A 15,524-nucleotide genomic window follows, 5' to 3' on the forward strand; every position below is an offset into this window, starting at 1 on the left:
CAGCCTGATGGCAGTATAAATACGCTGTTTTTTAGCCTGCTGGTGACGCCATTCTCGAGGGTTATATTTTTTAAACCAGCATAAAATGCTGTTGGTTATTCCCAGGCGTGCGGGGCGAACAGATAACCTTTGTTACGCACGGTCTTAATGCGGTAGGGCTCGGTGGCGCTGTCCTGAAGCTTCTTACGCAGCCGCGAAATGGCGACGTCCACGCTGCGATCCATCCCGTCATAGCTTACTCCGCGCAGGTTTTTCAACAGTGCGTCGCGGTCCATAATTTGCCCCGCATGCGTCGCCAGCTCCCACAGCAGATCGAAATCGGCGGTGGACAGGGCAATGCTTTCTCCGTTTAGCAGCACCTGGCGGTTCACCGGGTCGATCGCCAGCGTGCCGAAACGAATAGCCTTATGCGGCGTCAGGGCCGGCTGTGCCGTGGCCGACTGGCTTCCGGTCCCCGGATTCTGGCGCAGATGCAGTCGCAGGCGCGCCAGCAGCACGGCAGGCGGGGTGGTTTTGAGGATGTAGTCGTTCGCACCCATTTCCAGCGATAGAATATGGTTCATGTCGCTATCCAATGAAGTGAGCAGCACGATGGGGCCAGCCCATTGGCCGCGCAGATCGCGGCACAATGTCATGCCATCTTTTCCCGGCAGCATAATATCCAGCAGCACCAGGTCCGGTTTTTCTCGGGCAATTGTCGCCTCGGCGTTATCGCCGCGAGGCTCAACCACGACGTCCATATCATGCTTACCTAGGTAGGCGGCGATCAGCGCACCTACGTCCGGATCATCCTCTACATAAACGATCTTATTCATGACTCTACGCACTGGCTGACAAAACGGCTACGATACACCGCGCGCGGGTTTGCTGCCACAAAAAAGGCCGCAGGGCCTGAACCCTGCGGCCTCGTTCGGGCGCATGCCGCCACCGCGGCGGTAATGACGCCCATCCAGCGATTATTTCCAGCTACGCCAGTGGCTCACGATCGGGCTGACCATCACGCCAGCGATGACGGGAGCGGCCAGATCGTGCCAGAAAATAACGGCAAACTGCATCAGCGTCATATAGCCGCCTTCTGTTGCAATGGCAACGGTTCACGGCTATTCTTGAACTGTTGGGGTTTCAAGAACTGCCCCCTTATGTTGCCCGGTTAACGCCAACAATGTGCGGGGGTTTTCTTTTACCCAGCAACAACGCCGCCGGGGATCAAGCCCCCGCAACACTGCGCCTCACCGGCAAAGCCGGCTTGCCGCGAATTCTACAACCTTTTCCCCTACGCCCCTTTTTATGCTGCTTTTATTGCGAGCACGCTTCTGAATTTTCGTTCATAAAGACAACCACATCCGCTATGCTGGACCAACATGTTGTTTATTGGTGAATAATAAGATGGGGTTGTTAATTAAGGCGCTGCTTGGGGCGCTGGTGGTGGTGCTGATTGGCATCCTGGCAAAAACCAAAAATTATGCGATTGCCGGGCTGATCCCGCTGTTTCCTACCTTTGCGCTGATTGCGCACTATATTGTGGCCAGCGAGCGGGGCACCGAAGCGCTACGGGCGACCATCGTTTTCGGCATGTGGTCGATTATTCCCTATTTTTTCTACCTGCTGTCGCTGTGGTACTTCACGGGGATGATGCGGCTACCGCTGGCGTTAGCCGGCGCCGTGGCCTGTTGGGGCGTGAGCGCCTGGCTGCTGATTTTCCTGTGGGGGCGCTTTCACTAAGCGCTAAACCAGCGGCCGCCCGCCGTCGACGGCGAAGGTGCGGCCGGTAACATAGCAGCTGCCGAGAATATAATCGACCAGGTCGATAATCTCTTTCTCGCCGCCGGCGATTTTCATCAGCGACTTATTCAGCGCCTTTTGCCGATATTCGGCATCGTCACCGTCGTTAAACAGCACCAGCGCCGGGGCGATAGCGTTCACCTTCACCTCGGGCGCCAGCTTGCGGGCGAAAGAGCGGGTCATGTTGTCCAGCGCCGCTTTACTGGCGGCATAGGCAATATGTTTATCGCTGCCGCGTTCCACCACGTAATCCGTGAAATGAATAATGTCGCTTGCGGCGTGCCCGTGGCCGCGCAGCAGTCCCTCCAGCGCGTGGTTCAGCAGGTAGGGCGCATGCACGTGAATTTGCAGCATGGCGTTGAGCACCTGGCTCAGCGGCGTAGATGGGCTTTCCGCCTGCCAGCCGCTGGCGTTATGGATGATGGCGCGTAGCCCGGTGCAGTGCGATTTCACCGCGTCAGCAAAAGCATCAATGCCTTCATCGCTGGAGAAATCGGCCTGGAGACATACCGCACCGGCCCGCTGCATCACGTCGATGGCTGGGTAGTGGGTGCGGTAGCTTAAGATGACCGGCTGCTGCTGGGTGAGAAAATGGTGGGCAAGGGCGAGGCCGATGCGGCGGCCTCCACCGGTTATCAGAACGGGGCGTGATAGCAAGTTTCCCATCGTTATCTCCATAAGTTTACAGCGATGGGGCTTCGCACGTTACCCCATCAACATCCACGTTGCCGGTACGGCGGCAACCAGAAGTAGGCCAATTAAGGCTAATTCGCGCCGCTTGAGCAGGATATTATCCTGATGCGTGCGGCGCGCATAGAGAAAGACTAACAGGCCCGGGGCATACAGCACCACCGACAGCAGCAGGTGCATCGGGCCGGACGCATATAATAACCATAAGCCATAAATACAGGCACCGATACCAATCACTTTATGCAGCGGACGGCGCGCCACCTTCAGCAGAAACGCCCCGACGAGGAAGTACGGCACGAGGATCATTTCGGAGGCAATGGTCAGTAACGTGTTGTAATCGGAGCCGGTCAGCCAGATTAACACCAGGCTGGCCTGCACGCTGAGGTTGGTTAACCACAGCGAGGCGGAAGGTGCGTTATTGGCGTTCTGACGGGCGAAGATGCGCGGGAACGCTTTATGCGTGGCGGCCAGCAGCGGCACTTCCGCAGCCATAATCGTCCAGCTCAGATAGGCGCCGCAAACGGAGATAATCAGCCCAGCGGCAATGACAATTTCGCCCCAGGAACCCATCATCCGGACCATCAGACCGGCCATCGACGGGTTGCGCATTTCCGCAAGCTCAGGACGCGCGACCACGCCCATCGACAGCAGCGTGACCAGCAGATAGACCGCCAGCGCCGAGACTACCGCCAGCAGCGTGGCGCGGCCCACGTCTTTTTTATTGCGCGCGCGCGCCGACACCACCACCGCTCCTTCTACGCCGATAAAGACCCACAGCGTGATCAGCATGGTGTTTTTCACCTGTTCCCATACCGGCACGCCAAGATCGAACCCGTGGAAATCAAGGGTAAAGGTGTCGCTTTCAAAGGCGATTGCCGCCAGCACGATAAACAGCCCCAGCGGCACCAGCTTGGCCAGCGTCGCGGCCAGGTTGATGCTGGCGGCCGTTTGTACGCCACGCAGCACAAGGAAATGGACCACCCACAGCAGCACCGAGGCCCCGACAATGGATTGCCAGGTGTTACCGTCGCCGAACAGACGCAGTTCAGGGGTATCGGTAAAGAAACTCAGCGCGGAAAAGACAATCACCAGATAGGAGACGTTGGCAATCACCGCGCACAGCCAGTAGCCCCATGCGGAACAGAAACCAACCAGTTCGCCAAATCCTTCGCGCGCGTAGGTAAAAATACCGCCGTCGAGGTCGGGGCGAATGCGCGTCAGCACCAGCATGGCGATCGCTAAAAACAGGATGCCAACGCCGGTAATGGCCCATCCGATGAGCAGCGCTGCGGGGCTGGCGACCTCGGCCATGTTTTGCGGCAGACTAAAAACGCCCGCGCCAAGCATCGAGCTCAGAACCAAAGCGGTCAGGGCGCTCAGCCCTAATTTCTTTTCCATGTGAATCCTGTCGTGGAAGGAGAAGAACCAGAATATTTATTTGGCGAAATCGCATAAAAATGGAGGATTGCGCTGAAGGCGGCGATTTTACGGAGAGCGATGCATACATGCAAGAATGTATGAGGGAAATGCATAAAAAAGGCGGCCTGGGCCGCCTTTTGCTGTTGCTTACTTGTACAGGTCTGCGCTGATGGTGACGTTACCGCCGCGCTCCTGCCACTGGCGAGTAATGTGGTAGTACTTCGCGCCTTTCTTCGCGGCGCGTTTCGCCACCTGGTAAGAGACTTCGGTCATGTTGCCATAGTTACCGGTGAACTTGACGCTGTCGAACGGAATCATCTGCGCCGCGGTGACTTTATTCAGCTCTTCAACTTTGGTGCCGTCCGGCAACGTGACGCTGTAACGGCCGCCTTTAGAGGACTGGGTTTCAAAGAACAGGCCCACACCGGTGCCGGAACCCGCTGCTGCGGTGGTGGCGACGCCCGGAATTTCCACTTTTTTCGCCGCTTCGCCACCTTCGGCAAGCAGTTTACGGCCCGCTTCCGAATCTGCCGGGATGGCGTCCGGGCTTTGCAGAACGCGTTTTTCCGCATCGGCTTTATAGATGTAGGCGGTAATACGCTGGTTGCCACCGTCGTTCGCATCGACCTGACGGACGATAAAGAAGGAGGCCGCGCCTTTGGCTTTGGCTGCCTTAGTAATGGCGTCGTTCACTTCCGGCTGGCTGCGGTAGAAGCCCTGCACGGTGACGGTATCGTAAGGAACCAGCATGACGGCCTGGTCTTTCGGCAGCTCCATCACGCCGTTGATAACACGGTTTTTCGGTGCGTCGGCTTTTGGCGCATCTTCTTTATAGAGGTCAGCCGTGACGCGCCAGTTGCCGCTGTTGCCGTAGTCAGAGGTATCGACTACATAGAAAGAGGCTGCGCCTTCTTTGTCCGCTTTACGGGACATGGCGTTGACCGCATCGCCAATGGCGGTATAGCGACCGGTGATCACCACGCGGTCATAGGGCTTCAGTGCGGACGCTTGCTCCGGGGTCAGCTCGGTGGCTGCATGAGCGGACATTGCCGCGGCAGACAGCATGGCGGACACGAGGAGGGTGTTCTTAAGCTTCATAAAAATAATCCTTCGCCTTGCGCAAACCAAATTCGGGTCATGTAGTTAATGGGAAAACGTCTGATTATGGCATTGAAATGACGCTACTGTCTGCGTCATTTTTAACTTCAGATGCGAACCCGGTGACGGTTTTGGATAACTTTTCCTGATATGTTGAAAAAACGGGCGCTTGACCGGAAAAAGCGGTCAAGCATATGACTTTTTTAAGTTAATGGAATGTTAACCGCATTATCTCGCCCGCGAAAAATCATGTTTTCCCTCGGAGAAGAAGCGAATTATGAGGCTCGCTACTCAAATCGGGGCAAATATCGCTATTTGTAGCGGCCGGAACTCCGTATTTGGCATTTAATGCAAAAATAGTGTTTTTCGGCGCTAGATCACAATCGGTATTTTCAGTAGGTTATAGTCAGTTTGTTACTGTTTTATTTATTCAGGTTGTTCGCCTGTTAGGTCACTTACGAGTTATCCGCGACAAACTGACAAAACGGCAAACCATCAAATAAGAACCGATATAAGGGAATAGTTATGCGTATTGGTGTACCAAAAGAGAGGTGGGCCCAGGAAACGCGAGTTGCAGCAACGCCGAAAACGGTTGAGCAGCTGCTGAAGCTCGGTTTTAGCGTGGCCATTGAAAGTGGTGCAGGAAAACTAGCCAGTTTTGATGACGAAGCCTTTGTGCAGGCCGGGGCTGAGATTGTCTCCGGTGATGCTATCTGGCAATCCGACGTTATCCTCAAGGTGAACGCACCGCTGGATGAAGAGATTGCGCTGCTGAATCCCGGCACCACGCTGATTAGCTTCATCTGGCCGGCGCAAAACGCCGAGCTGATGGCAAAACTGGCCGAGCGTAAAATTAACGTCATGGCCATGGACTCCGTGCCGCGTATCTCCCGCGCACAGTCGCTGGATGCGTTAAGCTCGATGGCCAACATTGCCGGCTATCGCGCGATTGTTGAAGCTGCACACGAGTTTGGGCGTTTCTTTACCGGTCAAATCACCGCGGCGGGTAAAGTTCCACCGGCGAAAGTGATGGTGATTGGCGCAGGGGTAGCGGGTCTTGCCGCTATCGGCGCGGCCAATAGCCTTGGCGCCATCGTGCGAGCCTTTGACACCCGCCCGGAAGTCAAAGAGCAGGTGCAGAGCATGGGCGCCGAATTCCTCGAGCTGGACTTCAAAGAAGAAGCCGGCAGCGGAGACGGCTACGCCAAAGTGATGTCCGAGGCGTTTATCGCTGCGGAAATGGCCCTGTTCGCCGCGCAGGCGAAAGAGGTCGACATCATCGTCACCACCGCGCTGATTCCTGGTAAACCGGCGCCGAAGCTGATCACCCGTGAAATGGTCGATTCTATGACCCCAGGCAGCGTGATCGTCGACCTGGCCGCACAGAACGGCGGCAACTGCGAATACACCGTACCGAATGAAATCTTCATCACGCCAAACGGCGTGAAGGTTATCGGCTATACCGACCTGGCCGGACGCCTCCCGACGCAGTCTTCTCAACTGTACGGCACCAACCTGGTGAACCTGCTGAAGCTGCTGTGCAAAGAGAAAGACGGCAACATCACTATCGATTTCGACGACGTGGTAGTGCGCGGCGTAACCGTGATCCGTGAAGGGGAAGTCACCTGGCCGGCGCCGCCGATTCAAGTGTCCGCACAACCGCAGGCCGCACCGAAAGCCGCGCCCGCGCCACAAGAGCCGGAGAAACCGGCATCGCCGTGGCGTAAATACGCGCTGATCGCGCTGGTCATCATTCTGTTTGGCTGGCTGGCCAGCGTCGCGCCGAAAGAGTTCCTTGGCCACTTTACCGTTTTCGCGCTCTCCTGCGTGGTGGGTTATTACGTGGTGTGGAACGTGTCGCATGCGCTGCACACGCCGCTGATGTCGGTCACTAACGCCATTTCGGGGATTATTGTGGTCGGCGCGCTCCTGCAGATTGGCCACGGTGGCTGGGTAAGCTTCCTGAGTTTTATCGCGGTACTGATCGCCAGCATTAATATTTTTGGTGGTTTCACCGTCACTCAGCGCATGCTGAAAATGTTCCGCAAAGGATAAGGGGTAACAAATGTCTGGAGGATTAGTTACAGCTGCATACATTGTTGCCGCAATCCTGTTTATTTTCAGCCTGGCCGGGCTTTCCAAACACGAGACCTCGCAGCAGGGCAACTACTACGGCATTGCCGGTATGGCGATTGCCCTGATCGCGACCATCTTCGGGCCGGATACCAGCAACGTGGCGTGGATCCTGCTGGCGATGATCATCGGCGGGGCGATCGGTATCCGTCTGGCGAAGAAAGTTGAAATGACCGAAATGCCGGAGCTGGTGGCGGTGCTGCACAGCTTTGTCGGTCTGGCCGCGGTGCTGGTGGGCTTCAACAGCTACCTGCAGCATGAAACTGGCATGGAACAGATTCTGGTCAATATTCACCTGACCGAAGTGTTCCTCGGTATCTTCATCGGTGCGGTCACCTTTACCGGCTCTATCGTGGCGTTCGGCAAGCTGTGCGGCAAGATGTCCTCTAAGCCGCTGATGCTGCCGAACCGCCATAAGCTGAACCTGGCGGCGCTGGTGGTCTCGTTCCTGCTGATGGTGGCCTTCGTGCGCACCGACAGCGTAGGCACCCAGGTGCTGTGCCTGCTGGTGATGACCGTTATCGCGCTGGCTTTCGGCTGGCATCTGGTGGCGTCCATCGGCGGGGCGGACATGCCGGTTGTGGTCTCCATGCTGAACTCCTACTCCGGTTGGGCGGCGGCGGCGGCGGGCTTTATGCTCAGCAACGACCTGCTGATCGTTACCGGTGCGCTGGTGGGTTCTTCCGGTGCAATCCTGTCTTACATTATGTGTAAAGCGATGAACCGTTCGTTCTTTAGCGTTATTGCCGGTGGTTTTGGTACCGACGGTTCTTCTACCGGTAGTGATGAAGAAGTGGGCGAACACCGCGAGATTAACGCGGAAGAAACCGCTGAAATGCTGAAAAACTCCCACTCGGTTATTATCACTCCGGGTTATGGCATGGCGGTGGCGCAGGCGCAGTATCCGGTGGCCGAAATCACCGAGAAGCTGCGCGCGCGCGGGATCAAAGTACGCTTTGGTATTCACCCGGTTGCCGGGCGTCTGCCGGGCCACATGAACGTACTGCTGGCGGAGGCGAAGGTGCCTTACGACATCGTGCTGGAGATGGACGAAATTAACGACGACTTCGCCGACACCGATACCGTACTAGTTATCGGCGCGAACGACACCGTTAACCCGGCCGCGCAGGACGATCCGAAGAGCCCGATCGCCGGGATGCCTGTGCTGGAAGTGTGGAAGGCGCAAAACGTTATCGTCTTTAAACGCTCCATGAATACCGGCTATGCCGGGGTACAGAACCCGCTGTTCTTTAAAGAAAATACGCAGATGCTGTTCGGCGACGCGAAAGCCAGCGTGGACGCCATTCTGAAAGCGCTGTAATTACCGCGCGAAAAATTAAGGCCGCCATCTTCGCGAGAGATTGCGGCCTTTTATTTGGTTCATGATTGCCTTTGGTCAAAAATTGCGCAGTAAAAGGTGTTATACTGCTCTACGTCGTCCAAACCTACAGAGGAAATTATGGATACCTTGTTAACGCCTGCACAACTGGCCATCGAATATCTTCGTCGCGAAACCACATCTTTAACCCCCGCACAGTACCTGAAACGCGTTAAGCAGCTTGAGCTGGAATTCGCTGACCTGATGGCGCTTTCGGCCATTGAACTCAAAGAAGAGATCGATTTTGCCTGGCGACTAGGGCTCCATTGAGAGATTTCCGGTGAACATCACCACAGGATATAAAAAAACCGGCCACTGGCCGGTTTTTCGCATTACTGCACCGCTTAATCGTCTTCGTCGTCGTCCATCTCAACCGGAGTCTGGTAGTCGTGCGGCTTGATGGCAAGCAGGTCACAGCGCAGATGGTCAATGACCTGTTCCGCGGTATTCCCCAGGAACGCCGCCGAAATACCGGTGCGGCCGATGGTGCCCAGCACCACGATACCGGCATCCAGATGGGCCGCCAGATCCGGAATCACCTCTTCAGGTAGCCCTTTCTCGACGTGGGTGAACTTCTCATCGATGCCAAATTTTTGCCTCAGCGACTTCATCGCCAGCAGGTGCTGACCGCGAATCGCGTCGTTGTAGACGCTAGGGTCGAAATCAGGCAGTTCAATAGCGATATTGATTGGCGTGACCGGGTAGGCACCGACCAGGTGTACTTCGGTATGGTTGACCTGCTCGGCCAGTTCGATGGTCTCCTGAACCAGCTTTTCGTTCAGCGCGTTGTGGTACTCTTCCTCGCTGGCGAGATTGACGGCTACCAGCGCCTTACCGCCTTCCGGCCACGGCTGGTCTTTAACCATCCATACCGGACAGGGGCATTTACGCAGCAGGTGCCAGTCGGTAGGGGTGAAAATCACCGACTCCAGCTTGTCGTGCTGGTGGGCCATTTTCAGAAGCAAATCGTGACCGCCGCTGATGACCTCCTGGATGATGGCTTCGAACGGACGGTTATGCCATACCACTTTGATCTCCAGTGGAACGCCGGCTTCCAGGTAGTATTTCGCCTGCTCGCGGATCCATGCGGTGCGCTGGCTAATTACGCCCTGGCGCATTGCGGTGCGCTCATCAGGAGACAGAAGGGTGGTCATTTCATAGGAAAAGTCATAGATCGGCAAAAAGGCTTTAATGCGGCCGCCAATCCGTTGATGAAGATACACAGCGCGTCGTAGCGCAGGCTGGTCGTCCTGGTTCGGGTCGATCGCCACGAGCATATTTTGATATCTGGCCATACAGGGTCTCCTTACAGCTGTAACCACAGTTTGTAAGTAAAAGATAACTCATATAGCGGGATTGAAACAGGGGCGAACCTTCGCAAGATCAATAAACAGGATAAATTAACCTTATGCCAGGCAGCGCGGAAGTTCGATAAATTCAGATTTATTGCGTAGGTTCTTTTGCACAGAATGATATAGATTTCTGGTAGGTTCCCCCGTACACAAGGAAATGACGATGTCTCAGCGTACTTCACTCTTAAAAACGGTTGCTGCCGTTGTTGCGTTGTCGCTCTGCGCTACGCCTGCGCTGGCCGATCCTGGCAACGGGCATGGTAAAGGTAACGGTAATCACGGCAATAGCAATCACAGTAGCAATAGTAACAAAGGCAATAGCCAGCAGTGGGATAAGGGCCAGGATAAGGATCACGGCTCGTCATCGCGCAAAAATTACGGCAAACCTGACCACGTCGACCGCGACATTAGCTACGCCACGGCCAGGCAGCTTGCCGTCAACTATGGTCTGACCGGCTATAAATCATTACCGCCGGGCATCGCCAAAAATCTGGCGCGCGGCAAGCCGCTGCCGCCGGGTATTGCAAAGAAAACGGTTCCCGGCTCGATGCTGAACCAGTTGCCGTATTATCCGGGTTACGAATGGCAGGTGATTGGCGATAATCTGGTGCTGATTGCGCTAAGTACGGCGATCGTTACCTCGGTGATTAACGGCGTATTTGACTAAATCCACATAATAAAAAACCCCGGCATGCCGGGGTTTCTACTCACTACGGAAACGTGACTCAGGCAACGTTACGGGTATGGCCCGCGAGGATCGCCAGCGCATCGCTGTTTTCGATAGTGATGTATTTGCCTTTCACCGCCAGCATACCGCTTTTCTGGAAACGGCCTAACAGTCGGCTGATGGTTTCTACCGTCAGCCCCAGATAGTTGCCGATATCGCCACGAGTCATGGTGAGACGGAATTCACGCGGTGAAAAACCACGCTGGGCAAAGCGGCGCGACAGGTTATAGATGAAGGCCGCCAGACGCTCTTCCGCGTTTTTCTTCGACAGCAGCAGGATCATGTCCTGATCGCCTTTGATCTCACCGCTCATCAGACGCATCATCTGCTGGCGCAGGTTTGGCATTTTGCCGGAGAGATCGTCAAGGGTCTCAAACGGGATTTCACAAACCATAGAGGTTTCCAGCGCCTGAGCGAAGCTCGGGTGATGCCCGGTGCCGATGGCGTCGAAGCCAACTAAATCGCCCGCCAGGTGGAAGCCGGTGATCTGCTCATCGCCTTGCTCGGTAATGGTGTAGCTCTTAATGGTGCCGGAACGGATCGCATACAGAGACTTCAGTTCATCGCCGGCTTTGAATAACGTTTGCCCTTTCTGGATGGGCTTTTTGCGCTCGATAATATTATCCAGCTGATCAAGCTCATGCTCATTAAGAGTGAACGGGATGCAAAGCTGGCTGATGCTGCAATCCTGACAATGGATCGCGCAACCGCCAGACTGAATGCGTCGTATAATTCTCTTTTCCGGGATCATAGGTTTGCTCAAGCCGTAATTGATATTGGTCAATTTTAACATCTTTTTGGTGAGCAGGTAAGTCTCGACGCGCGTATTCACCCAAGATTAAAACGGGATAGCAAGAATTGAGATATATCTAATTGATATAGCTTATAAATTTTCAGGCGCGTTTATGCGGAAAAGCGCCTGACGCCGCTGTAAAGGGCACAGAAAATCAAAGCAGCAGATAACCTTCGTGCCGCAAAAGCCACTCTTTACGCTGCACGCCACCGGCGTAACCGGTCATGGTGCCGTTACGACCAATCACGCGATGGCAGGGCACCACGATGCTCACCGGATTAGAACCGTTAGCGGCACCGACCGCGCGTGCGGCGCCTGGCCGGCCAAGCTGTTCGGCAAGCTGCCCGTAGTGCATCACCTGACCGCAGGGTATGGTGCGCAAAGTTTGCCAGACTTCGCGCTGGAATGGCGTACCGGCAGTGGCCGTTGGCAGTGATTCAATAATCGCCAGATCGCCGTCAAAATAGTTCGCCAGCTGTTGGCTCAGGCCGCCAGGATTGCGCGACGTCACGCGGGTATAGCCTTCCGCCCGGTAATGGATATCCAGCAATTGCTCCATACGGTCGCTGTGTTCTTCCCACTCAACGGCGCGTAAATGAAAGTTTTCATCACACAGAATCCACAGCGGCCCGAGCGGCGTGGCAATTTTATCTTCCAGCAAAGTCAGCATGCGCACTCTCTATATATGTTCACGCAAATTATTCCTGTTTGACACCATAGCATGCGAGCGGCGGGCGACTCTATACCTCAGATGTATAACCTTATAAAACCTGAGGTGTATTTATAATCGTTACTGTCTTGCGGTAAAAACGAATAATAGGATCAACAATTGGCAAGAATATATCCGGGTAAACGCAGCGGGGAAGTCATTCATTTAGCGGCAGGATAAAGAGAAGCCCAGGCTGTCGCAGAATAAAAATCGGGGTCTGTCGACATCGCCAGACCCCGCAGCAACCACACAGGTGTGTCCATACCGTTTCCCACATTTTGCTCCGCACAGCGGGTAATACTATTTATAACGGTTCTGTATTTATTTTCCAGATAATTCTTGGTGATTTATTTCACGTATTCTGAATAGCTTCCCATCATTAATTGGGGATTTATAATGTTTAAGTTTCGGTTAAATTATAAGCTGAAAAAATATATTGCGGCGTTGTCAATTTTGCGTGCCGACCGTTTTGGTGGAAAGGGAAAAGCGTTGAGCCAGCATCGCCGGGCGGCTATAGTATCCGCCTTTGTAATAAGGGGGAGTTCTCATGAATCCTGATGACAAAACGCTGTTTCTTGACGCCATGGAGGATGTCCAGCCGCTGAAGCAGCACAGTGATGTTCACTGGCAGCCAGCGCGTAACTCCCGTTCCCGCCAGCAGATTGATACGCTGCAGCTGGATAATTTTCTCACCACCGGTTTCCTCGACATCATCCCGCTGGCTACCCCGCTGGAATATAAGCGCGAGGGACTACAGACCGGCGTTCTCGATAAACTGCGGCAGGGGAAGTACAGCCAGCAGGCCAGCCTTGAGCTACGGCAACAGACGGTTGAGCAGTGCCGCCAGCGCCTGTTCGCCTTCATTCTTCAGGCCGAGCAGGATAATTTGCGTAATGTCCTGATCGTTCACGGTAAAGGCAAAGAAGACGGCTCGCACGCCAATATTATTCGCAGCTACCTTGCCCGTTGGTTAACCGAATTCGACGAAGTTCAGGCCTTCTGTAGCGCGCTGCCGCATCATGGCGGCAGCGGCGCATGCTATGTGGCGCTGCGTAAATCAGCGGCGGCGAAGCAGGAGAACTGGGAGCGTCACGCCAAGCGCAGCCGCTAGCGCAGCAGAAGCGTCAGCTCTGACGCGGCTTTTTGCAGCTCGGGCAGCACCCGCTCGAGCAGATCGCTGGCCGACACCTGTCCGGCATGGACGCCGACGTTCAGCGCCGCCTCAACCTGGCCCTGCGTATTAAACAGCGGTACCGCCAGCGAACGCAGCCCCATCTCCAGCTCCTGATCGTTTAACGCATAACCCTGTTGGCGCACCGCCTTCAGCTCGCTGCGCAGTTTGCTGACTGACGAAATGGTCTGCGGGGTGTAGCGAATCATGGTGATGCGCGCCAGCATATCGTTCAGCTTTTCTTCCGGTTGATAGCTCAGCAGCACGCGGCCCATCGAGGTTGACCACGCGGGCAGACGGCTGCCGATGTCCAGATCGATGGTCATGATGCGCGAGCTGGACGCGCGGGCGATATACAGGATATCGTCACCGTCGAGGGTGGCTATCGAGCACGACTCATTGAGCATATCGCTTAAATGCTTCAGTACCGGCTGCGCCGCGCGCGCCAGCGGCGTAGAGGCCAGCCAGGCGTGCCCCAGAGACAAAATGCGCGGGCGCAGCTGAAAATTCTTACCGTCTTCGGCGTAGACAAACCCCAGCTTGCCAAGGGTATACAGGCAGCGGCGCACCGCCGCGCGCGGGATACCGGTTTTCTGGCTGATTTGTGAAATCGACAGCGTTCGGCGCTGCGGCGTGAAGGCCTGAATCACCTCCAGCCCGCGCGCCAGCGAAGCCATAAAGTTAGGGTCGCCTTTAAACGGGTCGCTATCGCCCGTCAAAATATCGTCTGGATGTTTCTCCATTTTTCTCTCCGATTATGCCGCCGATCACATTCTTAGCCTAAACATACACGATGTTCGATTATCGCACCATATTTCGATTATCGCCCTTGACCGACATCGTTAAGCGGGTCACATTTTGTGCGAACAACGAATATTAGTGCGATAGCCGCACAACGAGGAGCAACCTGATGATTGATAAAAGTGTGCCGACGCTGGCGGATGCCGTCGCGGGTATCCACGATGGGGCGACCATTATGATCGGCGGTTTCGGACCTGCCGGGCAGCCGACGCTGCTGATCGACGCGTTGATTGAACAGGGCGCGCGCGAGCTGACCATTATCAATAACAACGCTGGGAACGGTGAAATCGGCCTCGCGGCGCTGCTGAAAGCCGGGCGCGTACGCAAAATGATCTGCTCATTTCCTCGCCAGGTCGACTCGCAGATTTTCGACGACCTGTATCGCCGCGGCAAAGTGGAGCTGGAGCTGGTCCCGCAGGGGAACCTGGCCGCCCGCATTCAGGCCGCAGGCGCGGGGCTTGGCGCTATTTTCACCCCGACGGGCTACGGCACGCCGCTGGCGGAAGGCAAAGAAACCCGCGAAATCGACGGTCGCCACTACGTGCTCGAATACCCGATTAGCGCCGATTTTGCTCTGATTAAGGCCCATCAGGCCGACCGCTGGGGCAACCTGGTGTATCGCAAAGCCGCGCGTAACTTTGGCCCGATCATGGCGACGGCGGCGAAAACCACCATCGCGGAAGCCGCCAGCATGGTGGCGCTGGGCGAACTGGACCCGGAAAATGTCGTCACGCCAGGCATCTTTGTGCAGCGCGTGTTCGCACAGGGATCTTTCACCGCTCAGGCACAGCGCGCTTAAGGAGCCGATAATGCAAAAACTCTCTCGTGACGATATGGCCAAACGCGTGGCGCAGGATATCCCGGAAGGGGCCTACGTCAATCTGGGCATTGGCCTGCCGACCCGCATCGCCAACTATCTTCCGTCGGACAAAGAAGTATTTCTGCACAGCGAAAACGGCCTGCTGGGGATGGGGCCGAAACCGCAGCCGGGGGACGAAGACCCAGAGCTGATTAACGCCGGTAAAGAGTACGTAACCCTGCTGCAGGGCGGCTGCTATTTCCACCACGGCGACTCCTTCGCCATGATGCGCGGCGGGCATCTCGATATTTGCGTGCTGGGAGCCTACCAGGTGTCAGCCGCCGGCGACCTTGCCAACTGGAGCACCGGCGCACCGGATTCGATTCCCGCCGTGGGTGGAGCGATGGATCTGGCCGTCGGCGCGCGTCAGGTATTTGTGATGATGGATCACCTGACCCGCGACGGCGAATGTAAGTTAGTTGAACACTGCACCTATCCGCTCACCGGCGTCGGCTGCGTCAGTCGCATTTATACCGATCTTGCCGTCATTGATATCACCGCCAGCGGCCCGGTGGTGCGTGAAATTTTCAACGGTATCTCCTTCGATGAATTACAGCGTATTACGCCTGTGACCCTGACTTACGACGCGGTCGCGGAAACCGCTTAAGGAAT

Annotated in this window: 17 protein-coding genes; 8 read left to right on the forward strand and 9 right to left on the reverse strand. The window is 55.7% G+C overall.

Translation table 11 applies throughout. From position 1 onward, the window contains the following. Positions 1-95 precede the first annotated feature (95 nt). Positions 96-815 carry a two-component system response regulator RstA gene (gene rstA / locus ACK5JN_RS08840; protein WP_416869820.1) on the reverse strand — a complete coding sequence of 240 codons (720 nt, stop codon included), beginning with the start codon at positions 813-815 and terminating at the stop codon, positions 96-98. Positions 816-956: 141 nt separating this feature from the next. Then, positions 957-1,064: a type I toxin-antitoxin system toxin Ldr family protein gene (locus ACK5JN_RS08845; protein WP_416869821.1), complete on the reverse strand. Its 108-nt coding sequence runs from the start codon at positions 1,062-1,064 to the stop codon at positions 957-959. Between the two features lie 322 nt (positions 1,065-1,386). On the opposite strand from ACK5JN_RS08845, the gene ACK5JN_RS08850 reads away from it, so the two are divergent. Beyond that, a complete protein-coding gene (locus tag ACK5JN_RS08850) occupies positions 1,387-1,722 on the forward strand; it encodes a GlpM family protein (protein WP_416869822.1) in 336 nt (111 codons plus the stop codon). Between the two features lie 3 nt (positions 1,723-1,725). Here the strand turns inward: ACK5JN_RS08850 and folM are convergent, their stop codons facing one another. The 3 genes from folM to ydgH form a co-directional block, all read right to left on the reverse strand. Continuing rightward, positions 1,726-2,448 carry a dihydromonapterin reductase gene (gene folM / locus ACK5JN_RS08855; protein WP_416869823.1) on the reverse strand — a complete coding sequence of 241 codons (723 nt, stop codon included), beginning with the start codon at positions 2,446-2,448 and terminating at the stop codon, positions 1,726-1,728. A 39-nt stretch (positions 2,449-2,487) separates the two neighbouring features. Next, a complete protein-coding gene (locus ACK5JN_RS08860) occupies positions 2,488-3,870 on the reverse strand; it encodes an amino acid permease (RefSeq protein ID WP_416869824.1) in 1,383 nt (460 codons plus the stop codon). A 168-nt stretch (positions 3,871-4,038) separates the two neighbouring features. Next, entirely contained in the window at positions 4,039-4,989 is a 951-nt protein-coding gene (gene ydgH, locus ACK5JN_RS08865) for a DUF1471 family protein YdgH (RefSeq protein ID WP_416869825.1), read from the reverse strand. A gap of 525 nt (positions 4,990-5,514) precedes the next feature. Between ydgH and pntA the strand changes: the two genes are divergently transcribed. From pntA to ACK5JN_RS08880, 3 genes are all read left to right on the forward strand, one after another. Continuing rightward, on the forward strand, positions 5,515-7,044 hold the full coding sequence (gene pntA / locus ACK5JN_RS08870) for a Re/Si-specific NAD(P)(+) transhydrogenase subunit alpha (protein WP_416869826.1): 1,530 nt from the start codon (positions 5,515-5,517) through the stop codon (positions 7,042-7,044). A 10-nt stretch (positions 7,045-7,054) separates the two neighbouring features. After that, entirely contained in the window at positions 7,055-8,443 is a 1,389-nt protein-coding gene (pntB, locus tag ACK5JN_RS08875; protein WP_416869827.1) for a Re/Si-specific NAD(P)(+) transhydrogenase subunit beta, read from the forward strand. A gap of 138 nt (positions 8,444-8,581) precedes the next feature. Beyond that, positions 8,582-8,770 (forward strand): YdiH family protein, encoded by a 189-nt coding sequence (locus tag ACK5JN_RS08880; protein WP_416869828.1) that lies wholly within the window; start codon positions 8,582-8,584, stop codon positions 8,768-8,770. A gap of 74 nt (positions 8,771-8,844) precedes the next feature. On the opposite strand, the gene uspE is transcribed toward ACK5JN_RS08880, so the two are convergent. Then, positions 8,845-9,795, reverse strand: a complete 951-nt coding sequence (uspE, locus tag ACK5JN_RS08885; protein WP_416869829.1) for a universal stress protein UspE — start codon at positions 9,793-9,795, stop codon at positions 8,845-8,847. Between the two features lie 220 nt (positions 9,796-10,015). Between uspE and ACK5JN_RS08890 the strand changes: the two genes are divergently transcribed. Then, positions 10,016-10,519, forward strand: coding sequence for an anti-virulence regulator CigR family protein (locus tag ACK5JN_RS08890; RefSeq protein ID WP_416869830.1), 504 nt, complete (start codon positions 10,016-10,018; stop codon positions 10,517-10,519). A gap of 58 nt (positions 10,520-10,577) precedes the next feature. Here the strand turns inward: ACK5JN_RS08890 and fnr are convergent, their stop codons facing one another. Together fnr and ogt are read right to left on the reverse strand one after the other, a co-directional pair. Continuing rightward, positions 10,578-11,330, reverse strand: coding sequence for a fumarate/nitrate reduction transcriptional regulator Fnr (fnr, locus tag ACK5JN_RS08895; RefSeq protein WP_061708991.1), 753 nt, complete (start codon positions 11,328-11,330; stop codon positions 10,578-10,580). Positions 11,331-11,526: 196 nt separating this feature from the next. Beyond that, positions 11,527-12,042: a methylated-DNA--[protein]-cysteine S-methyltransferase gene (ogt, locus tag ACK5JN_RS08900; protein ID WP_416869831.1), complete on the reverse strand. Its 516-nt coding sequence runs from the start codon at positions 12,040-12,042 to the stop codon at positions 11,527-11,529. Positions 12,043-12,628: 586 nt separating this feature from the next. Between ogt and smrA the strand changes: the two genes are divergently transcribed. Then, complete coding sequence (gene smrA / locus ACK5JN_RS08905; RefSeq protein WP_416869832.1) at positions 12,629-13,192, forward strand: DNA endonuclease SmrA; 564 nt, start codon at positions 12,629-12,631, stop codon at positions 13,190-13,192. Here smrA and ACK5JN_RS08910 read toward each other — a convergent pair. Next, on the reverse strand, positions 13,189-13,995 hold the full coding sequence (locus ACK5JN_RS08910; protein WP_416869833.1) for an IclR family transcriptional regulator domain-containing protein: 807 nt from the start codon (positions 13,993-13,995) through the stop codon (positions 13,189-13,191). The genes smrA and ACK5JN_RS08910 overlap by 4 nt on opposite strands. Before the next feature lie 167 nt (positions 13,996-14,162). On the opposite strand from ACK5JN_RS08910, the gene ACK5JN_RS08915 reads away from it, so the two are divergent. Together ACK5JN_RS08915 and ACK5JN_RS08920 are read left to right on the forward strand one after the other, a co-directional pair. After that, a complete protein-coding gene (locus tag ACK5JN_RS08915) occupies positions 14,163-14,852 on the forward strand; it encodes a 3-oxoacid CoA-transferase subunit A (protein WP_416869834.1) in 690 nt (229 codons plus the stop codon). A gap of 10 nt (positions 14,853-14,862) precedes the next feature. Continuing rightward, entirely contained in the window at positions 14,863-15,519 is a 657-nt protein-coding gene (locus tag ACK5JN_RS08920) for a 3-oxoacid CoA-transferase subunit B (RefSeq protein WP_416869835.1), read from the forward strand. The last annotated feature ends 5 nt before the right edge of the window (positions 15,520-15,524 follow it).

It is taken from the genome of Kluyvera sp. (genome assembly GCF_047971185.1).
Classification (GTDB): Bacteria; Pseudomonadota; Gammaproteobacteria; order Enterobacterales; family Enterobacteriaceae; genus Kluyvera.